General features: G+C 44.5%; 17 protein-coding genes. 8 read left to right on the forward strand and 9 right to left on the reverse strand.

The features are described from left to right. Positions 1-44 precede the first annotated feature (44 nt). From accD to QUA80_RS15890, 6 genes are all read left to right on the forward strand, one after another. The gene (accD, locus tag QUA80_RS15865; RefSeq protein WP_333426001.1) at positions 45-995 is read left to right on the forward strand and encodes an acetyl-CoA carboxylase, carboxyltransferase subunit beta; all 951 of its coding nucleotides are present in this window, start codon (positions 45-47) and stop codon (positions 993-995) included. Positions 996-1,375: 380 nt separating this feature from the next. Continuing rightward, complete coding sequence (locus tag QUA80_RS15870; RefSeq protein WP_006633443.1) at positions 1,376-1,567, forward strand: hypothetical protein; 192 nt, start codon at positions 1,376-1,378, stop codon at positions 1,565-1,567. 145 nt (positions 1,568-1,712) lie between these two features. Beyond that, entirely contained in the window at positions 1,713-2,201 is a 489-nt protein-coding gene (gene psbV / locus QUA80_RS15875) for a photosystem II cytochrome c-550 (protein WP_333426003.1), read from the forward strand. A gap of 157 nt (positions 2,202-2,358) precedes the next feature. After that, a complete protein-coding gene (psbV2, locus tag QUA80_RS15880; RefSeq protein ID WP_333426004.1) occupies positions 2,359-2,859 on the forward strand; it encodes a photosystem II cytochrome PsbV2 in 501 nt (166 codons plus the stop codon). Positions 2,860-2,984: 125 nt separating this feature from the next. Beyond that, positions 2,985-3,323: a cytochrome c6 PetJ gene (gene petJ, locus QUA80_RS15885; RefSeq protein WP_333426006.1), complete on the forward strand. Its 339-nt coding sequence runs from the start codon at positions 2,985-2,987 to the stop codon at positions 3,321-3,323. 612 nt (positions 3,324-3,935) lie between these two features. Continuing rightward, positions 3,936-4,955 (forward strand): CHAD domain-containing protein, encoded by a 1,020-nt coding sequence (locus tag QUA80_RS15890; protein ID WP_333426008.1) that lies wholly within the window; start codon positions 3,936-3,938, stop codon positions 4,953-4,955. A 236-nt stretch (positions 4,956-5,191) separates the two neighbouring features. Here the strand turns inward: QUA80_RS15890 and QUA80_RS15895 are convergent, their stop codons facing one another. The 6 genes from QUA80_RS15895 to QUA80_RS15920 form a co-directional block, all read right to left on the reverse strand. Beyond that, positions 5,192-5,689: a 2TM domain-containing protein gene (locus tag QUA80_RS15895; RefSeq protein WP_333426010.1), complete on the reverse strand. Its 498-nt coding sequence runs from the start codon at positions 5,687-5,689 to the stop codon at positions 5,192-5,194. A 169-nt stretch (positions 5,690-5,858) separates the two neighbouring features. Next, positions 5,859-6,560, reverse strand: a complete 702-nt coding sequence (gene crtA / locus QUA80_RS15900) for a cyanoexosortase A (protein WP_333426076.1) — start codon at positions 6,558-6,560, stop codon at positions 5,859-5,861. Further along, positions 6,523-6,684, reverse strand: coding sequence for a hypothetical protein (locus QUA80_RS15905; protein ID WP_333426012.1), 162 nt, complete (start codon positions 6,682-6,684; stop codon positions 6,523-6,525). Before QUA80_RS15905 ends, crtA begins: the two co-directional genes overlap by 38 nt. Positions 6,685-7,700: 1,016 nt before the next feature. Beyond that, entirely contained in the window at positions 7,701-8,417 is a 717-nt protein-coding gene (locus QUA80_RS15910) for a PEP-CTERM sorting domain-containing protein (RefSeq protein ID WP_333426014.1), read from the reverse strand. 316 nt (positions 8,418-8,733) lie between these two features. Continuing rightward, positions 8,734-9,015, reverse strand: coding sequence for a hypothetical protein (locus QUA80_RS15915; RefSeq protein WP_333426016.1), 282 nt, complete (start codon positions 9,013-9,015; stop codon positions 8,734-8,736). A 633-nt stretch (positions 9,016-9,648) separates the two neighbouring features. After that, entirely contained in the window at positions 9,649-9,831 is a 183-nt protein-coding gene (locus QUA80_RS15920; protein ID WP_333426018.1) for a hypothetical protein, read from the reverse strand. Positions 9,832-9,863: 32 nt separating this feature from the next. On the opposite strand from QUA80_RS15920, the gene QUA80_RS15925 reads away from it, so the two are divergent. After that, positions 9,864-11,078, forward strand: coding sequence for a transposase (locus QUA80_RS15925; protein WP_333426020.1), 1,215 nt, complete (start codon positions 9,864-9,866; stop codon positions 11,076-11,078). Positions 11,079-11,241: 163 nt separating this feature from the next. Here the strand turns inward: QUA80_RS15925 and QUA80_RS15930 are convergent, their stop codons facing one another. Together QUA80_RS15930 and QUA80_RS15935 are read right to left on the reverse strand one after the other, a co-directional pair. After that, the gene (locus QUA80_RS15930) at positions 11,242-11,478 is read right to left on the reverse strand and encodes a 2TM domain-containing protein (RefSeq protein WP_333426022.1); all 237 of its coding nucleotides are present in this window, start codon (positions 11,476-11,478) and stop codon (positions 11,242-11,244) included. Positions 11,479-11,689: 211 nt separating this feature from the next. After that, complete coding sequence (locus QUA80_RS15935) at positions 11,690-13,264, reverse strand: outer membrane protein assembly factor BamB family protein (RefSeq protein WP_333426024.1); 1,575 nt, start codon at positions 13,262-13,264, stop codon at positions 11,690-11,692. A gap of 127 nt (positions 13,265-13,391) precedes the next feature. On the opposite strand from QUA80_RS15935, the gene QUA80_RS15940 reads away from it, so the two are divergent. Beyond that, the gene (locus QUA80_RS15940; protein WP_333426026.1) at positions 13,392-15,479 is read left to right on the forward strand and encodes a thioredoxin domain-containing protein; all 2,088 of its coding nucleotides are present in this window, start codon (positions 13,392-13,394) and stop codon (positions 15,477-15,479) included. 235 nt (positions 15,480-15,714) lie between these two features. On the opposite strand, the gene QUA80_RS15945 is transcribed toward QUA80_RS15940, so the two are convergent. Beyond that, complete coding sequence (locus tag QUA80_RS15945) at positions 15,715-15,927, reverse strand: helix-turn-helix transcriptional regulator (RefSeq protein WP_333426028.1); 213 nt, start codon at positions 15,925-15,927, stop codon at positions 15,715-15,717. Positions 15,928-15,941: the final 14 nt, after the last annotated feature.

The following is a 15,941-nucleotide window of genomic DNA, read 5'->3' on the forward strand; positions in this document are numbered from 1 at the left end:
CAATTCCCCATTACCAATTACCAATTACCAATTACCAAGTTTTAATGTCTCTATTTGATTGGTTTGCAAATCGACGAAAATCAGTACCGAACTCCCAAGAACGGCCGGAACGAGAAATTGCGGACGGACTTTGGAATAAATGCGAAGCTTGCGGTGCCCTGAGTTATACCAAAGACCTGCGAGCAAATCAAATGGTTTGCTTGGAATGCGGGCATCATATCAGAGTTTACAGTGACGATCGCATCGAGCAGTTGATCGATCCCAATACCTGGGTGCCCCTTGACGAAGGACTGCACGCCACCGATCCCCTGAAATTTCGCGATCGAAAAAAATATAGCGATCGACTCCGAGAATTTCAAGAAAAAACAGGCCACCTAGACGCCGTACAAACAGGCGTCGGCAAACTGGAAAATTTGCCTGTCGCCCTCGGAGTCATGGAATTTCAGTTCATCGGCGGCAGCATGGGATCGGTAGTCGGAGAAAAGCTGACTCGCCTCATCGAACACGCCACGCGGGAACGCTTGCCCGCGATCGTGGTCTGCGCTTCCGGTGGTGCGAGAATGCAAGAAGGAATGCTCAGCTTGATGCAAATGGCTAAAATTTCCGGGGCTCTGGAACGCCACCGGGAAGCGAGACTGCTTTACATCCCGATTTTGACCCACCCGACGACCGGCGGCGTCACCGCCAGTTTTGCCATGCTGGGAGACATTATAATTGCAGAGCCAAAAGCTACTGTGGCTTTTACGGGGGGCAGGGTAATCGAGCAAACTCTGCGCGAAAAGCTGCCGGAAAATTATCAAACTTCCGAATACTCTTTCGCCCACGGTTTTGTAGACTTGATTGTACCCCGGACTCAATTAAAGAAAACTCTCGGTCAGCTCATCAGCCTCCACCAGCCGCAGCCTTTCTTGGCAGGCTCGGAATTCCCCCCCCTCGAAGCCAGCGATAACCACGCTTTGCCCCCGCAGACTCGCGCTTTCAAACTTTCTCCCTAAGCTGCTGCGCCGGATGGTTGTCTGTTGGTGAGTCTGGGGCTCAGAGGGAAATTGCTGAGGAATTGGGAAAAACCCGGCTTCTACGAAAAATATTGAGTTTGGTAACGAGACGTTCACGCAGACACCGGGTTTTGAGCCCCGCGCGCGCAAGTCCTATTGGTAATAACGACGCAGCAGTGGGATGATATTGATCGGAAGTTGATTGGCCCTGAAAATTGGCTGGGCAAAAATGCCTAGTCGCAGTTAGCGGTTAGTTAGCTGGCGATCGAACAAAATCTCAGAACAAACTAACACAACAAGCTAACAGCGCTTTCTAAAATTGTCCGGCTTTCAGTTAATAGCCGTCAACTCAATTTTGACCTGTCAGCGACCTAAAAATTATGGGTTTTGCAGACCTGTCCATCGCAGAAATAGCAGAGGACTTCAACGTCCCTGTTGAAGACGTGATCCGCTTGTGCGACGAGTTGGAAATTGCCTACAAGCACCCTCAAACCCGTTTGGCTTTGGAGGATGTTAAGGCAATTATGTCCACTCTCGAAAAAAGGCGCGACTCAAAACTTCTTGCAGATTAGATCGCAAAATTCCTCTACCTTTAAAGGTATGGCTGCACAAACTTTCGCCAGTTATTGCAGGATCGGGGAATTTTGAACACAAATCTGTTTGCCAGGTACGATCTCTTAGCGTTCAATAATTTGCCGGATTTTTTTAAGGAGAACCATGCTTAAAAGATATTTCATTGCTCTGACCGCTGTATTCTTGAGCTTTCAGTTATTTGTCAGCAGTGCGATGGCTGTCGAACTGAGTCCTGAACTTCGCACTGTGACTTTGAATGACAAGGGTGCTCCGGTGGTGCTGAGCCTCAAACAAGTTCAGCAAGGCAAACGCCTGTTCAATTCGGCTTGCGCTCAATGTCACGCTGCGGGCATGACAAAAACTGACCCCAACGTGAATTTGAGTCCGGAAACTCTGGCTTTGGCCAACCCGCCCCGGAATAATATTGAGTCGCTGGTGGATTACATGAAAAATCCCACCACTTATGACGGGTTTGAGGAAATTTCGGAACTGCATCCGAGCATGAAGAGCGCGGATATTTTCGCTGAGATGAGAAATCTCTCGGATGAGGATTTGTACGCCATTGCCGGTCACATTCTGTTGATGCCGAAAGTTGTCGGATCGCAGTGGGCTGGTGGCAAAGGTGCTCGCTAAGCGATTTTAGATTTTAAATTTTAGATTTTGGATTTTGGATTGGGAGAGGGCTGAAGTTCGGCAATAATAATTGCTGGCCGGTCGTTTTTCGCTCTAAAATCTGAAATCTAAGATTTACCTCCTGCTCATTGATTATCGCAAAAGGTTGTAGTCCCTCATGCTGCGTCGTGGTGCTTTTGTCTGCTTTCTGTTGGGGATGTTAATTATTTTGCCGATCGTGCTGTTGGCTCCTCAACCTGTTTTGGCTGCTGCCGATTCTTACGTGAATAGGTATTTACAAGCCAGCGAACCTGTGGCTCTGGAGTTGGACTCTGAGGGACATACTCGCTTGTTTTCGGCTCAGGATTTGTCTGCGGGCAAGGTATTGTTCGAACAAAATTGCCTCAATTGTCACGTCGGAGGAGTTAATTTGCCCGATCCGACGATATCTCTGTCTTTGGCTGACCTCAAGGGGGCAACACCTCCTCGGAACAACATCAATAGTTTGGTGGCGTATCTGAGAGAACCGATGACTTATGACGGTACTGAGGAGACTTTTTGGTGCCGGCAAGTGCCGGAAAGCTGGATGCCGCAGGCTGAGATTGAAAATTTAGCGGCTTTTGTGATCCGGGCTGCTCAAAAAGCTCCGGGCTGGGGCGTGGAGAATTTTGAGAGTTGAACTGCCACTGCCAAAAAGTGGTAAATTACTCGGGAGAAGGCGATACGAGTGCGCGATCGCGCCTGTTTTAACAGGTAAAATATCTAAAGAATCACCCTTTACGTGTCCATTAGAGGAGAACTGCGTTGAAAAGACTCTTATCTATCGCTCTGTTAGCGCTCGCAATTTTTACCGTCGGCTTTGGCCGCCCTGCTTTGGCAGGTGATGCTGCTAAAGGAGCTAAAATCTTTAGCGCTAACTGTTCTGCTTGTCACATCGGTGGCGGCAACGTGGTTATGGCCATGAAAACCTTGAAAAAGGAAGCTCTTGAGAAGTACGGCATGAATTCTATCGAGGCTATTACCACTCAGGTAACAAAGGGCAAAAATGCTATGCCTGCTTTCGCCGGCCGCTTGAAGCCGGAACAAATCGAGGATGTAGCAACCTACGTCCTCTCGCAATCTGAGAAAGACTGGAAAGGCTAAACTGCTTCTTTGAAGTCGGACAAGCTGGGCGGGCTTGATTTAATTTAAAACTTGTCCTCCCGATCGCACCCTCTCTCACTTTTTGGCGAATAAATGTCGGTTTGCAGGGATCTTAACCTATTTGGGAAAGTGCGCCAGAAATCTGATTTTTATCGGCCCAAGAGCGAGGGAGGGTAATTTGATTTTAGATTTTAGATTTTAGATTTTAGATTGAAGATTTTAGATTTTATATTGAAGATTTTAGATTTTAGATTGAAGATTTTAGATTTTATATTGAAGATTTTAGATTTTATATTGAAGATTGAAGATTTTATATTGAAGATTTGAAATTTGAGGCTAAATGCTGATTTTGGATAAATTGTCCAGCACCTTACATTAACAAGGCTTACGCATAGGGGCTAAAAACCGGGTTTCTACGAAAAATCGTGGATTTAATTAAAGAAATATAGGAAGAAACCGGGTTTCTGAGGTTGCAAGTGCGATCGAGAATTAATTAAGATTTATTATTTATCCGGTTCATAAATTAAAGTATGTGCTAGGATATAACCCCTTATTAGCAAAGCTTTGAAATCGAAATTAAAGTCGATCAGCAAAGTGGAATCTACACCTGCCATGAACGTAAAAACATCAGCAAAAGTTAAAACTCAAGTTAAAACTCTCGGAGACGCTGCATCTGAGGCGATTGAGAAATATTTCCGCAAAAGTGTAGCGCACGAGGCTGAAGTTATCAAAGACCAAGACGCCGAAGAACTTCATCAAATGCGCGTGGGATTGAGACGTTTGCGATCGGCTGTGACTGGTTTTGCTCCGGTTTTAGATTGGCCAAAAGAGGCTTCTGAACGTAAAATTGGTAAGGTGGGGCGGATTCTGGGAACTCTCAGGGATTTGGATGTGATGCTCGAAAGTCTCCAAAACCGCTATTACCCGAATTTGCCGACTCAAGAACAGAAAGTTTTGGATAAAGCTTTGTTGAATTTGCTCAAACAGCGAAACCGGGCTTTGAAAGAGGTGAGGGCGATTTTAGAGCACAAAAGCTACGAATTGATAAAGGAGTCGATCGAGGATTGGTTGGAAAAACCGAAGTATAGGGCGATCGAACATTTGCCAATTGGTGAGATTTTGCCAGATTTACTGTTACCTCAAGTCAGTGAGTTTTTCCTGCATCCGGCTTGGCTGTTGGGTACAGAATATGAGGATGGCAAAGTTAAAGTTGCTGATGATTTGAATGCTGAGGCTGTCGAAGAGAAGTTAGCAGCCGAGGGAACTATTCTGCACGATTTGCGGAAGCAAGCTAAGCGAGTTCGCTATTTGATGAATCTGTTTGGGGATTTTTACAGCGAGACTTACGAAGTTTATGTCGAAGATGTGAAAGCTGTTCAGGAATGTTTGGGCGATATTCAAGACAGTGAAGTTTTAGGCGAATTTCTGACAGATTTTGTCGATCGCGGTCTTAAAAAAGAGTTGCCGAAATTGGCTGGTTTGTTGGCTGAAAATCGCTACGCAGCTTGGCAAAAATGGCAGGTTTTGCAGCGCAGGTATTTGAATTCGGAAATTCGGCAAGGTTTTCGATCTGTTTTAATTCATCCTGTGGTTGAAGATGCTGCTAAGGGAAATTTGCCGCAGGAAAGTTAGGTTTTTCGGGCGGTGAAAATGCGATCGACTGCCGGGAGGGGCTAAAAGAGGGATATTTGTAGGGACACGGCATTGCAGTGTCCTTCATTGTGTAACTCAATAAAGGGCGATCGATCTTGGGGATAGGTTGAAGAAAAAACCTTAACAATTAGTCTTTCCCGTAACGAGTTAAAATCCGAATTACTTCACCAGTGTGAAGTAAAAGAAAGGGCGATCGCGTTTTTTACCATAGCAAATCACGACTGCAACCACTTCATAAACTTATCCGCCGCCGTACCGATAGACTCACCGACTTGTTTCTTCAACCGCCACCGCTGAAACGCTTGTTCGTAATCTTCCCCTTCAGTTTGATAAACATTCCAAGCATTCAGCGACAATCCCAATCCCCACGTTAGTAAAATGAACAGCGACCAAGAAAGCTCGTGCGAACCTGCTAGATTAAACAAAACTAGAAAAGTATTGATAATGCCGTACTTTGTCACATTTTTCTGCAATTTGCGACGACGGTAAGTGTTAAAAACTAGCTTTTCTTGAACTTCTCCTCTAGTTGCTAACCATTGCTGTTCCGCCGCCAGAATATCCTGTTCGGAAATGCCCAATTCCGCTGCAATCTCGAAAAGCTGCACTCTGGATAGTTCTCCTTCATCCTGCCGCCGCGCGATCGCAAGCTGTAAAATACCTTGAGCATCCTCTGAACCGTAAACTTGACTTATTTGATTTTCATTTGTCGCCATAACAGGTTTCCTATAATTCCTGACATCCTTTCTATGATAGATATAAGCGCCGTTAAATGGCAGGTAGTGAGATTGGCGGATTTCAACACCCGGACATTTGAGCGATCGAGACTCCTGACTATTGGAGGGGAAATCGAATAACCGATATATTACCTCAAATTGCAACTAATTAAGTTCCCGAACTTTGACTAAGTTTGCTATCTCGTTTCAACATAAATTGATAAAATATCCCAAACACAATCACCGCAATCATTCCCACCACTAAAGAACCTTCACCCTCGTGCAAATATTTAAACAAATATAGGCAATTACATGCAACCAAAAATGCCATTTTAGACACTCTAAAAACATTAATAATAAAACCAAAAATTACAGCAAAACCTATTACCAAGACCTTATTTTGTTTAGTAGGAAACATCAACAAATAAATTACAGCTAAACCTAATAAGTAATTCATTGCCTCTATACCAGAACCACCCCTATTTACCAACGCCCTTCCTGTCGGTAAAGCAACATAATTACCGTCACTTGTTACATTAAAACCGACATACCACAAAGAATAATAAGCAAATTTAGCAGTAAGTGAGGTAATAAAATCGACTAAAGGTAACGTAATTACACTGGGGGTGCCATGAAAAAATAGTATTACCAATTCACGCCAATATAGTTTTAAGTTCTGAAAACCAACCGAAAGTAGACTCAAACCTAAACCAGACAAAAAAGGTGCAAGTCTTAAAAAAGGATCTAATTTACTGGAAACCGCAGCACTTTTAAATAAAATAAAAGCTATTAATAGCGTCCCTGCTACTCTCGATAATAGGTCACTTTTTATCTCACTTTGTTTGAGAATATCCTGGTTGTCCCAAAGCAGCGAACCAAAAAACTATACTCATCCAAAAATGAGCAATATCGCCCAGTTTCCACAGGAGTGTCATATTCAGAGTTACTAAAGCTGTGGCGATAATGATGAGCCAAAAAAGTTTTGTCTTGAACATTCTAGATATTAGTTATTAGTTGATTGATGAGAGCCATACTTCGGACATTGTTTGATTGCCAACCGTAGAATAATTGGTTTCAAGGCGATTCGGCAATCAAAGTCCCGACGGAAAATCGAAGGTTTCAGACTGCGAACTAAAAACAGTCCAGACTATTCTTAGATAGTATCATAAAAATAGTAGGGTATGCGGACAACTCAGTAGCTTGAACCGCTCCTTCGGAAAGGAATCGGAGGATTTTAAAGGCCGTAAATTTTGGAGATCTGGTTAGTAGATACTCGGGAATTTGATGGGTGGTGAAACTCAGATGCAACGGATAGCTCAGCATTAGGACACCTAGTGAAAATACTGCGACTCAAAATGATTGGTTGAGTGTCTAGCGCTTGCTTACTTACCCCCCTGTAAGCAAAGACTAAAAAGGGAGCGAATCAACAAAAATTAAAAATAAGTAGCCTCAATGAGGCTTGCATTTGTTGAGAGTAGACGCAATTTGCACCGCGCACAGTGTGACACTGAGGTTCGAGTAAATACGGCTGAGCGAGTTAGAGTTCGAGCAACATCGATGGTGATTATCTCCTTTTAAAGAAGCTCAGTGTCTTTAGATCGTAAATTATTAAGAAACAGCCTTACGGTAGTTCTTAAATACGCTGTATAGGGGCGACTTGACGTTCAATACTACTACCATGGGATGTTGTAATTACGCCACCCATACAGCGATTATTCGCCCTTGAACTGTTCCTCATCAATTCGGATTAGTCCGTTGCAGGGATTGCTCGCCCTCTAAGATGTTTCAACGCCTAGTTGATAAACTTGATTCCCAGGACTCAATTATAAATCTTAATCACAGCGGTAATGCTACAACTGCGTTTCATCTCGCCTTAAAAGTCAGGGGTTTTCACGGCTGCGCTATCAGATAATAAGAAACCTGGTTTCACCAAGAAACCAGGTTTTTAGCTCCTCCATACAATAATCAGTGTGCCATCAAGCCAGGATCGAAAACCTGTTCAAACGATCGCCTATTCAGCTTTTTGAGCCTGAGTGCGTTGCTTTTTGAAGATAGTACCAAACCCAACAGCAGCAGCAGCAAGAATTGTTAAAAGTTCAGGAGTATCTTGAGTGTTGCTAGTGCTGCTGCTGATGTAAGAATCGCTTGCACCATTGGGTAAGGCTTGAACGTGCAAGCCTAATTTTAAGGCACCGCTATTTAAAGCGGAAATGACATTAGCATAATTTCCAGTAAAGGTGACTCCCAAACTTTTGCCAGCTTGGACACCCCATTTATTACCACCACCATTATCCCTTGTGAACGCATAGTCTGTAGTGAAACCATTACCACCTTGAGGCAACTGATCGTTACCAGCACCACCACTAAAGGATATATCACCAACGTTACCAACGTTAGCCATGGCATTAGACAGATAGCCATTATCATCAAAGAGAACTTTGCCGATAAACATACTAGGAGATGCGGCATCTCCCGAGTTGATGATGTTAAAAAGAACTGATGAACCCTGGTCAATTACGTCAAATGAAAAGCTATTTACATAGGCATCTCCCGGCGTATCCCCACCCACGATATTACCAAAGCTGAAGGCAGAGGCAGGTGCTGCGGATACTGCACTAACAGCGGCGACACCGACAACAGCTAAAATAGATTTGACTAAGTTTAATTGGAATTTCATGGTTGAAACCTTTATTTTTATGTTGACTGGAAGCAGGTTTTTTCCCTTCACATATTCAATCTAAACTGAAGCACAAGTTAATGCAAGTAGGTTTGACAAAGATTCGATCAAAATTGAAAATACGCTGATTTGATTTAGCAAAAATGCCTAAATTGATGACCTCTAGCCAGCTATTTTTTATTGCGTAAATCAAAAAAATATGGGTGTTACCAACCGAATTTTAGTCGTGATTTTTATCTATTGAAAAAAGCTATAAGTCAAATTTCCAAACAGGGTTTCACACAGCATAATTACCGATTAAAGTGTTTTAAACCTCTAATTTATGCCCTTAAAAAGTTTTTGATCCGTTAATGTACTGCATAAAATTTTAAGTGATAGCTTGATTGCTGGGTAAAAATAGGTAAAAACCGATGGTGACAGTTGAAGCTGCGGAATGTGGGCTATAACTCAGGACAAAATCTTGGATCGTATTAGGTGCGTCGATTCTCGCTTTCTGATTCAGCAACAAGCGCCATTTAGACTGATATGTTGCACCATTATTAAGAACGCGCTCTCCGGCCCGTGAAGCGAAGAATGAGTTTTCTTGTGGGGAATATAGGTTAGGCAGGAGAGGCCGCCCAAAACAGGCCGATCGATCGTGGTGCAACATCTCAGTTTAGAGACCAATGGTTTCGGTGGTCGTTATTATCTGTGACGCCGGAACTTTCGCCCAGTAAACGGATGACTAGACTTTCTGGGACATAGTTTTCGGAACGCCTCTACCGTCAGGGCTGTTTCATTCTCAGGAAAACCAGCCTTTTGTACGGGTCGTGCCCTGAATGCCGACCCATCCAAGATTTGTTAGGCATTTGGTGGGATGGGGGCTGCCACGGGGGGCTGCCCCTACAAAAGAATGAAACAGCCCTGCGTCTACTGTAGAAGGCGCGGTGGTCGTTATCTAAAAATTTTGGGACTAATAATTCTATTTCTGGGTCTGCTTTCGCTAAAAATTGGTTAATATTATTTTTCCGAAAAAGCTCGATTCCAAAATTTAACGTGCGATCGGTAAGTAGAAATACTTGACGCAGTAAGGGTTTGAGTAGCTTGTCATCAAAAAAATGCGTGCGTGCGATCGCTAATTTTTAGACTTTCTGCAGGGTCTAATCACGATTGTTCGCGTTCGCTACCATCAAAATGGTCAATTAACTTGTGATGATTACTACTCTCTTGAGGGAGGTTCAAAAGCCTAAACCCTCTAAAGATCGAGGTTTCAGCGGGTTTCTCACTCCGTCAATTCCCAGATTCAGTTTGGGACTGTTTGAGGACGGCAGGAGGAACCGCCGCAGTCAGCAAAAATTTTCCCAGCCGTTGATTGAAGGTTTTCCGACACGATCGACTCGTTTGACCAAGAAACTGGGTACAAGCCTCGCCCTTCTAGGGCGACTTTAGTTAAGAGTTGTGAATAAGCGTTCCGACCTTTCTTCACGACTGTATAATCAGAGTAGGAGGATAGAGCAAGTGTTTAACTTAACCTACGAGTACAAATTAAGACCAACGCCAGCGCAAGCAGCCATTTTTGAAGATTGGCTGGAACAGTGTCGTCGCGTCTACAACTACGCATTGGCAGAGCGCAAGCATTGGTTTGAGTCTCGTAGTTGCCCGGTTAACGCTTGCTCTATCCGCTCTGAATTTATTATTGGGGCCGAAACAAAACGACCAACTTATGCTAGTCAGTGCAAGAACTTAACCGCAGCCAGGGCAAGTATATCGGCTTTGGGTGCCGTGGCCGTACACGTTTTGCAACAAACATTGAGACGGCTTGAAAAAGCGTTTGTCAGTATGTGGGAACAAAAGCACGGTTTTCCTCGCTTTAAAAAAGCGGGAACAATGCGGTCTTTTGTCTTCCCTCAATTGGGGGTTGATCCGGTTCAGAATGGAAAAGTAAAATTACCCAAGATTGGATTGGTTAAACTTCACCAATCGCGTCCTATTCCTGATGGGGCAACTATCAAACAAGTCAGAATCGTCAAGAGAGCCAGCGGTTGGTATGTAATGCTAACCCTACAATGGGACGTGTCAGTGCCGTCGGTTATGCCACACGGCGAGGGGATTGGGATTGATGTTGGCTTAACTAATTTCATAGCAATTTCTAACGGTCTTTTAGTCAAGCGCCAAAAGTTTTTCGCTGAGGCCGAACGCAAGCTGAAATTGCTGCAACAGCGCGTCAGTCGGAAAAAGTTAGGCTCAAATAATTGGAAAAAGGCTCAGAAGAAAGTTTCTCAACTGCACGAGGACATTGCAAACTGTCGCTCATACTGGCACTGGAAATTGTCTCACCAACTCTGTAAAGATGTGGGGATGATATTTGTTGAGGACTTGAACCTAGTAGGATTGTCTAGAGCAATACTAGGTAAACATTGCTTAGATGCAAGCTGGGGTCAGTTCTTCGCAATATTAGAGCAAACCTGTTTTAAGCATGGCGTGTACTTCCAGAAAGTAAGCGCTCATAAAACAAGTCAGATTTGTCCTGGTTGCGGTGTAGAAACGGGCAAAAAAGAATTGTCAGAGCGCACCCACACCTGCTCAAGCTGTAACTACACAACTGATAGGGATATTGCAGCAGCTCAAGTAGTTCTTATTAGAGGACTTGCAGCCGTAGGGCATACGGTCAAGATGCTTTCTGAGGGTAAATTCGTCGGAATCCCTGTGAAGGAAGAATCCTCGTACCTTTAGGTCGAGGATTGTCAAATCTAAATTATCAGCGATCGCCTGATTGATATGGCGATCGACCGTCCTCACTCTTTTAAGATACAAGGGTGATGGAAGGGGAAGCATTTTGCGATCGCGCGATCGTCCAATACATGAATTCGCAATTTATACCGATAAAAAGCGCTTTTCACTGTCCCACCTGTTTCTTCAACCGCCACCGCCCAAACGCTTTTTCGTACTCTTCCCCTTCAGTTCGATCGACATTCCAAGCAGTCAGCGACAATCCCAAGCCCCACCTTAGTAAAATCAACAGCGACCAATCAAGCCCGCGCACTGCTGCTATAGCAATTCTTGCAGGAGTCGTAAATTTTTTCCCCCACCCCAACCCTCCCCGAACTCGCTTGCTAGGGAGTAAGAACTTCACAAATGATGCGAGGATTGCTATAACAAGTTTCCGATAATTCCTGACATCTTTTATATGAAAGATATAAGCGCAGTTAAACGGCAGTTAGTGGCATTTGCGGATTTCAACACCCTTTTAAGAACAGGTTTTTCGGCCTGTTACACAACAGAGTTTACTTATTGTATAACAGGCCGAAAAGCCTGTTCCCGATAGAGGTACAAAATACCAATAACTAACCCAAAGTATACATCCAGCCATCCCTCGCGCAAATCCTCACAATTCCGTCCCAAACTACAGGTGTCGCCTCAAATGACAAACCGGGTTTAAATCTCCCCGAGTCTATTACTTTCAAACGGTAAAACTCCCCTTTAGCATTTTTCAAAGCATTCCGATCCCCAGACTTCGCTCGTTCCCAATTCAAATTGAACAAATAAACACCGTTGTATCCCGCACTTATCAGTTTATTGCCATCGGTAAAAATCGGAGTTGAAATTGAAGAACCAATGGCTTTTTTAAATACTATTACCGGAGTATCGTAAGACTGGTTTCGCCAAGGTACAGCAATTTTTTTTCCTGTAATCATATCTTGGGAACCGATGTACAAATTGCCGTCGATCGCATTTGTGGCAAACAGCGCCGGAAACTCCCCTGAATTGTACTCGTCATTCAACGCCACCGAGCCAATTATCCCGCCTTCCCAGCTAGAAAGTCGGCGATTTCCGGTAGGCAAAAACCATTCGACGCTGGCATTCGGTTCCTTGTTTGGATTCAGCTTCAGCACTCCGCCGTTGCCCTGAATGTATTGTTTTTCAATCGCACAAAAAAGTTTTCCTGATTTAGAAATTACTGCACTACCATCCAAATCTGAACCAGTATAAAAATCCCAAACTATCTTTTTAGTTTCAATGCTAATACCGTAAATATGACCGGAACCAGCAGCTACAAATATTCTATCTTTGAGCCGTGAGGGCGATGATTCCGCTACCAAGTTTCCGCCGTGCTTGCTGATATCTCCTGCTGCATAAAGCTGTACTTCTGACAAGATATTTGGCTGCTTGATGCCTTGTTTGATTTTTGCATTGCTTGTGGAACTATCGAGAAAATAGCCGATCGCATTTTCCCCCGCATTGAACAAAACTCCACCGCCGATGTCCAAAGCGCTGCTGTCATTATCCCGGCTGTAGCTGGGCGTTCTCCTGATGTCCAATTTCCAAAGTTCCTTGCCAGTTCTAAAAGATATTGCCCTAAAACTCGGCACGACACTTTTGCCACCGCCACCGCTGCGGCTGCCCTGCAAAATCACAATTCTGTTTTCGGCGCTAGCTTTTTCATCGATATAAATTGTTGATGAACCTTTGATTATATCATCAAATTTATATCGCCAAACTTCTTTATTCGTAGCAATATCTATTTTTCGCAAATTGTGGTCATAAGCACCTATAATTAAATAAGTTTTTCCCCCGTCTCTGGTAATTGTCGGCTGTCCCGTCCAACCGGCACCGCTCCAAACTACAGACCGCCTTCCCAGAAAAGTCCGTCCGCTTCCTAGCTCAAATTTGTCGATTAACTTCAAACTTTTCGGAACACCTCGGCCGTAGAACCGACGCTTGTCGTTACCTAAAAAGGTCGGGACTAATAATTCTATTTCTGGGTCTGCTTTAGCCAGGAAATTGTTAAGATTAGTATCTAATAAAGCTTGCTCCGGTGAGGCAGTTTGGTAGAGTTTGAGAACAGCAGGAGGAACAGCAGCACTCAGCAAAAATTGTCCTAGGTGTTGATTGAAGGTTCTCCGAGATGATAAACTCATGTTAGATCGAGATAATCAGCCATAATATTAAAACATAATTATCAGCAACAACTCAATTAAAACATCTCGCGCTAAACTGCTAGAGAACTGACAAGCTTACTCAGCACGAGTTAAAGTGGATTTGATTATGGTCAACCGTCTTGCTCAATCCCAAAGCCTTTACCTGCGGAAACACGCCGAAAATCCGATCGACTGGTGGCCTTGGTGCGACGAAGCTTTGGAAGCGGCCCGAAGCGAAAATAAACCGATTTTCCTGTCAATTGGCTACTCTAGCTGCCACTGGTGTACGGTGATGGAAGGGGAAGCATTTTCCGATCGCGCGATCGCCCAATACATGAATTCGCACTTTATACCGATAAAAGTCGATCGCGAAGAACGCCCGGATATCGACAGCATTTACATGCAAACCTTGCAAATGATGACAGGTCAAGGCGGTTGGCCTCTCAACGTTTTTCTGACTCCAGACGAGCGAGTTCCGTTCTACGGAGGCACTTATTTCCCCGTAGAACCGCGCTACGGGCGGCCCGGATTTTTAGAAGTTTTGCAAGCAATTCGCCGATTTTACGACACAGAAAAAGGCAAAGTAGAAGCATTCAAAGCAGAGATTTTAAGCAACCTCAAACAGTCGGCAGCGCTATCAGGAGTAACCGCAGAATTAAATCGCGAAATCTTTCAAAAAGGCTTAGAAATAAACACCGGAATTGTGGCAGGCCACAACCCCGGGCCCAGTTTTCCCATGATACCTTATGCTGAGCTAGCACTGCGGGGAACCCGATTTAATTTTGAATCAAAATACGACAGCAAACAAGTCTGCACTCAGCGCGGATTAGATTTAGCATTGGGCGGCATTTACGACCACGTAGGAGGTGGATTTCACCGCTACACGGTTGACACGACATGGACTGTCCCGCACTTTGAAAAAATGCTCTACGACAACGGTCAAATTGTTGAATATTTGGCGAATTTGTGGAGCGCGGGAATACAAGAACCCGCTTTTGAAAGGGCGATCGCGGGGACAGTAGAATGGTTGAAGCGAGAAATGATTGCGCCAACAGGCTATTTTTATGCTGCACAGGATGCGGACAGCTTTAACACTTGTGAAGAAGTTGAACCGGAAGAAGGAGCATTTTATGTCTGGACTTATGCCGAACTGGAACAACTATTAACTGCTGAGGAATTGGCGGAAATTAAAGCACAGTTTACTGTTAGTCGCAGCGGCAATTTTGAAGGCAAGAATGTATTGCAGCGCCGCCATCCGGGAAAACTGAGCGACACGGTAGAAACGGCTTTGGCTAAACTCTTTGCTGTCCGCTACGGCGGCCATCCCGATAGTGTCAAAACCTTTCCGCCAGCCCGCAACAATCAAGAAGCTAAAAACGACAGTTGGCCGGGTAGAATTCCCGCCGTTACTGACACGAAAATGATTGCTGCTTGGAATAGCTTAATGATTTCGGGTTTGGCCCGCGCTGCGGCCGTTTTTGGGAATTGGGAATATCTCGAATTAGCTGTGACAACTGCTAATTTTATTTTAGACAATCAGTGGAGGGATGGGCGGTTTCAGCGGTTGAATTATGACGGACAATCTGCTGTAACCGCGCAGTCGGAAGATTATGCTTTGTTTGTGAAAGCATTGTTGGATTTGCACCAAGCGAGTTTGACTTTAGGCAATGGGGAAGAGGCAAAACAGTTGCCAAATTCTCAGTTTTGGTTGGAGAAAGCTGTGCAGGTGCAAGAAGAATTTGATGAGTTTTTGTGGAGCGTGGAATTGGGAGGATATTACAATACTGCTAAGGATGCTAGCGGAGATTTGTTGGTGCGGGAACGCAGCTATATAGACAACGCAACTCCGGCGGCGAATGGAATTGCGATCGCCTCTTTGGTTCGCCTCGCACTGTTGGGCCAGAATTTGGAATATCTCGATCGCGCGGAGCAAGCTTTGCAAGCTTTCAGCAGTATTGTACAAGATGCTCCGCAAGCTTGTCCGAGTCTACTTTCGGCGATCGACTGGTATCAACATTCTACCTTGATTCGCACGTCACCCGACCAGATTTCCGGGTTGATTTCGCAGTATTATCCGACTGCTGTCTGTCAGATCGAGGCTGATTTGCCTGAAGGTGTTATCGGGTTAGTTTGCGAGTGTTTGACTTGCAAAGAACCCGCGAAAAGTCAAGAGCGGTTGTTGGCAGAAATCTTGCAAAGTCAAACGCGAGTATAGCACGGGGAGCGGGTTTACGAGATTCTTAGTTTTCAGGCGACGCATTTTGTATGGTGCGTCGCCTATGAGATTATCGATCTGATGTGAATATCTGCGATTGAGCCGCACCCGCTGGGTATTTTGTAATATCAAATCCGTTGACATCGGAATTATTATCTCTATCTTCTCTTTCTCTGTGTCCTCTGTGCCCTCTGTGGTTTAATCATTCCGATCTAACCGGAATTGATATGAGTCCTCAATCTTCCAAAATCTCGACCAAATCTTCAATCGTCACGTCGAAGGCGCGGGCTATTTTGCAGACAGCAGACAGATCGACTGTGTTCAAAGCATCCCGCCTCCCGTAGCTTTTTACCGTGTTGTAATTGACTCCCGATCGATCGGCAACTTCTCTAAATGTCCAACCCTTTTGCTCAGCTAGTTCTCGAATCCGCAGTCTAACGTAGCCCATTAGTGCGATCGCCC

The sequence above is a fragment of the Microcoleus sp. F4-D5 genome, from assembly GCF_036704885.1.
In the GTDB taxonomy this organism is placed as follows: domain Bacteria; phylum Cyanobacteriota; class Cyanobacteriia; order Cyanobacteriales; family Microcoleaceae; genus Microcoleus.

Bases quoted from the DNA above. Each gene is read 5' to 3' on its own strand.
- psbV (WP_333426003.1), top strand. From the start codon at position 1,713: ATGCTTAAAAGATATTTCATTGCTCTGACCGCTGTATTCTTGAGCTTT.
- accD (WP_333426001.1), top strand. From the start codon at position 45: ATGTCTCTATTTGATTGGTTTGCAAATCGACGAAAATCAGTACCGAAC.
- QUA80_RS15940 (WP_333426026.1), top strand. From the start codon at position 13,392: ATGGTCAACCGTCTTGCTCAATCCCAAAGCCTTTACCTGCGGAAACAC.
- QUA80_RS15945 (WP_333426028.1), bottom strand. From the start codon at position 15,927: ATGGGCTACGTTAGACTGCGGATTCGAGAACTAGCTGAGCAAAAGGGT.
- QUA80_RS15870 (WP_006633443.1), top strand. From the start codon at position 1,376: ATGGGTTTTGCAGACCTGTCCATCGCAGAAATAGCAGAGGACTTCAAC.
- psbV2 (WP_333426004.1), top strand. From the start codon at position 2,359: ATGCTGCGTCGTGGTGCTTTTGTCTGCTTTCTGTTGGGGATGTTAATT.
- QUA80_RS15895 (WP_333426010.1), bottom strand. From the start codon at position 5,689: ATGGCGACAAATGAAAATCAAATAAGTCAAGTTTACGGTTCAGAGGAT.
- QUA80_RS15935 (WP_333426024.1), bottom strand. From the start codon at position 13,264: ATGAGTTTATCATCTCGGAGAACCTTCAATCAACACCTAGGACAATTT.
- QUA80_RS15905 (WP_333426012.1), bottom strand. From the start codon at position 6,684: ATGTTCAAGACAAAACTTTTTTGGCTCATCATTATCGCCACAGCTTTA.
- QUA80_RS15915 (WP_333426016.1), bottom strand. From the start codon at position 9,015: ATGTTGCACCACGATCGATCGGCCTGTTTTGGGCGGCCTCTCCTGCCT.
- QUA80_RS15890 (WP_333426008.1), top strand. From the start codon at position 3,936: ATGAACGTAAAAACATCAGCAAAAGTTAAAACTCAAGTTAAAACTCTC.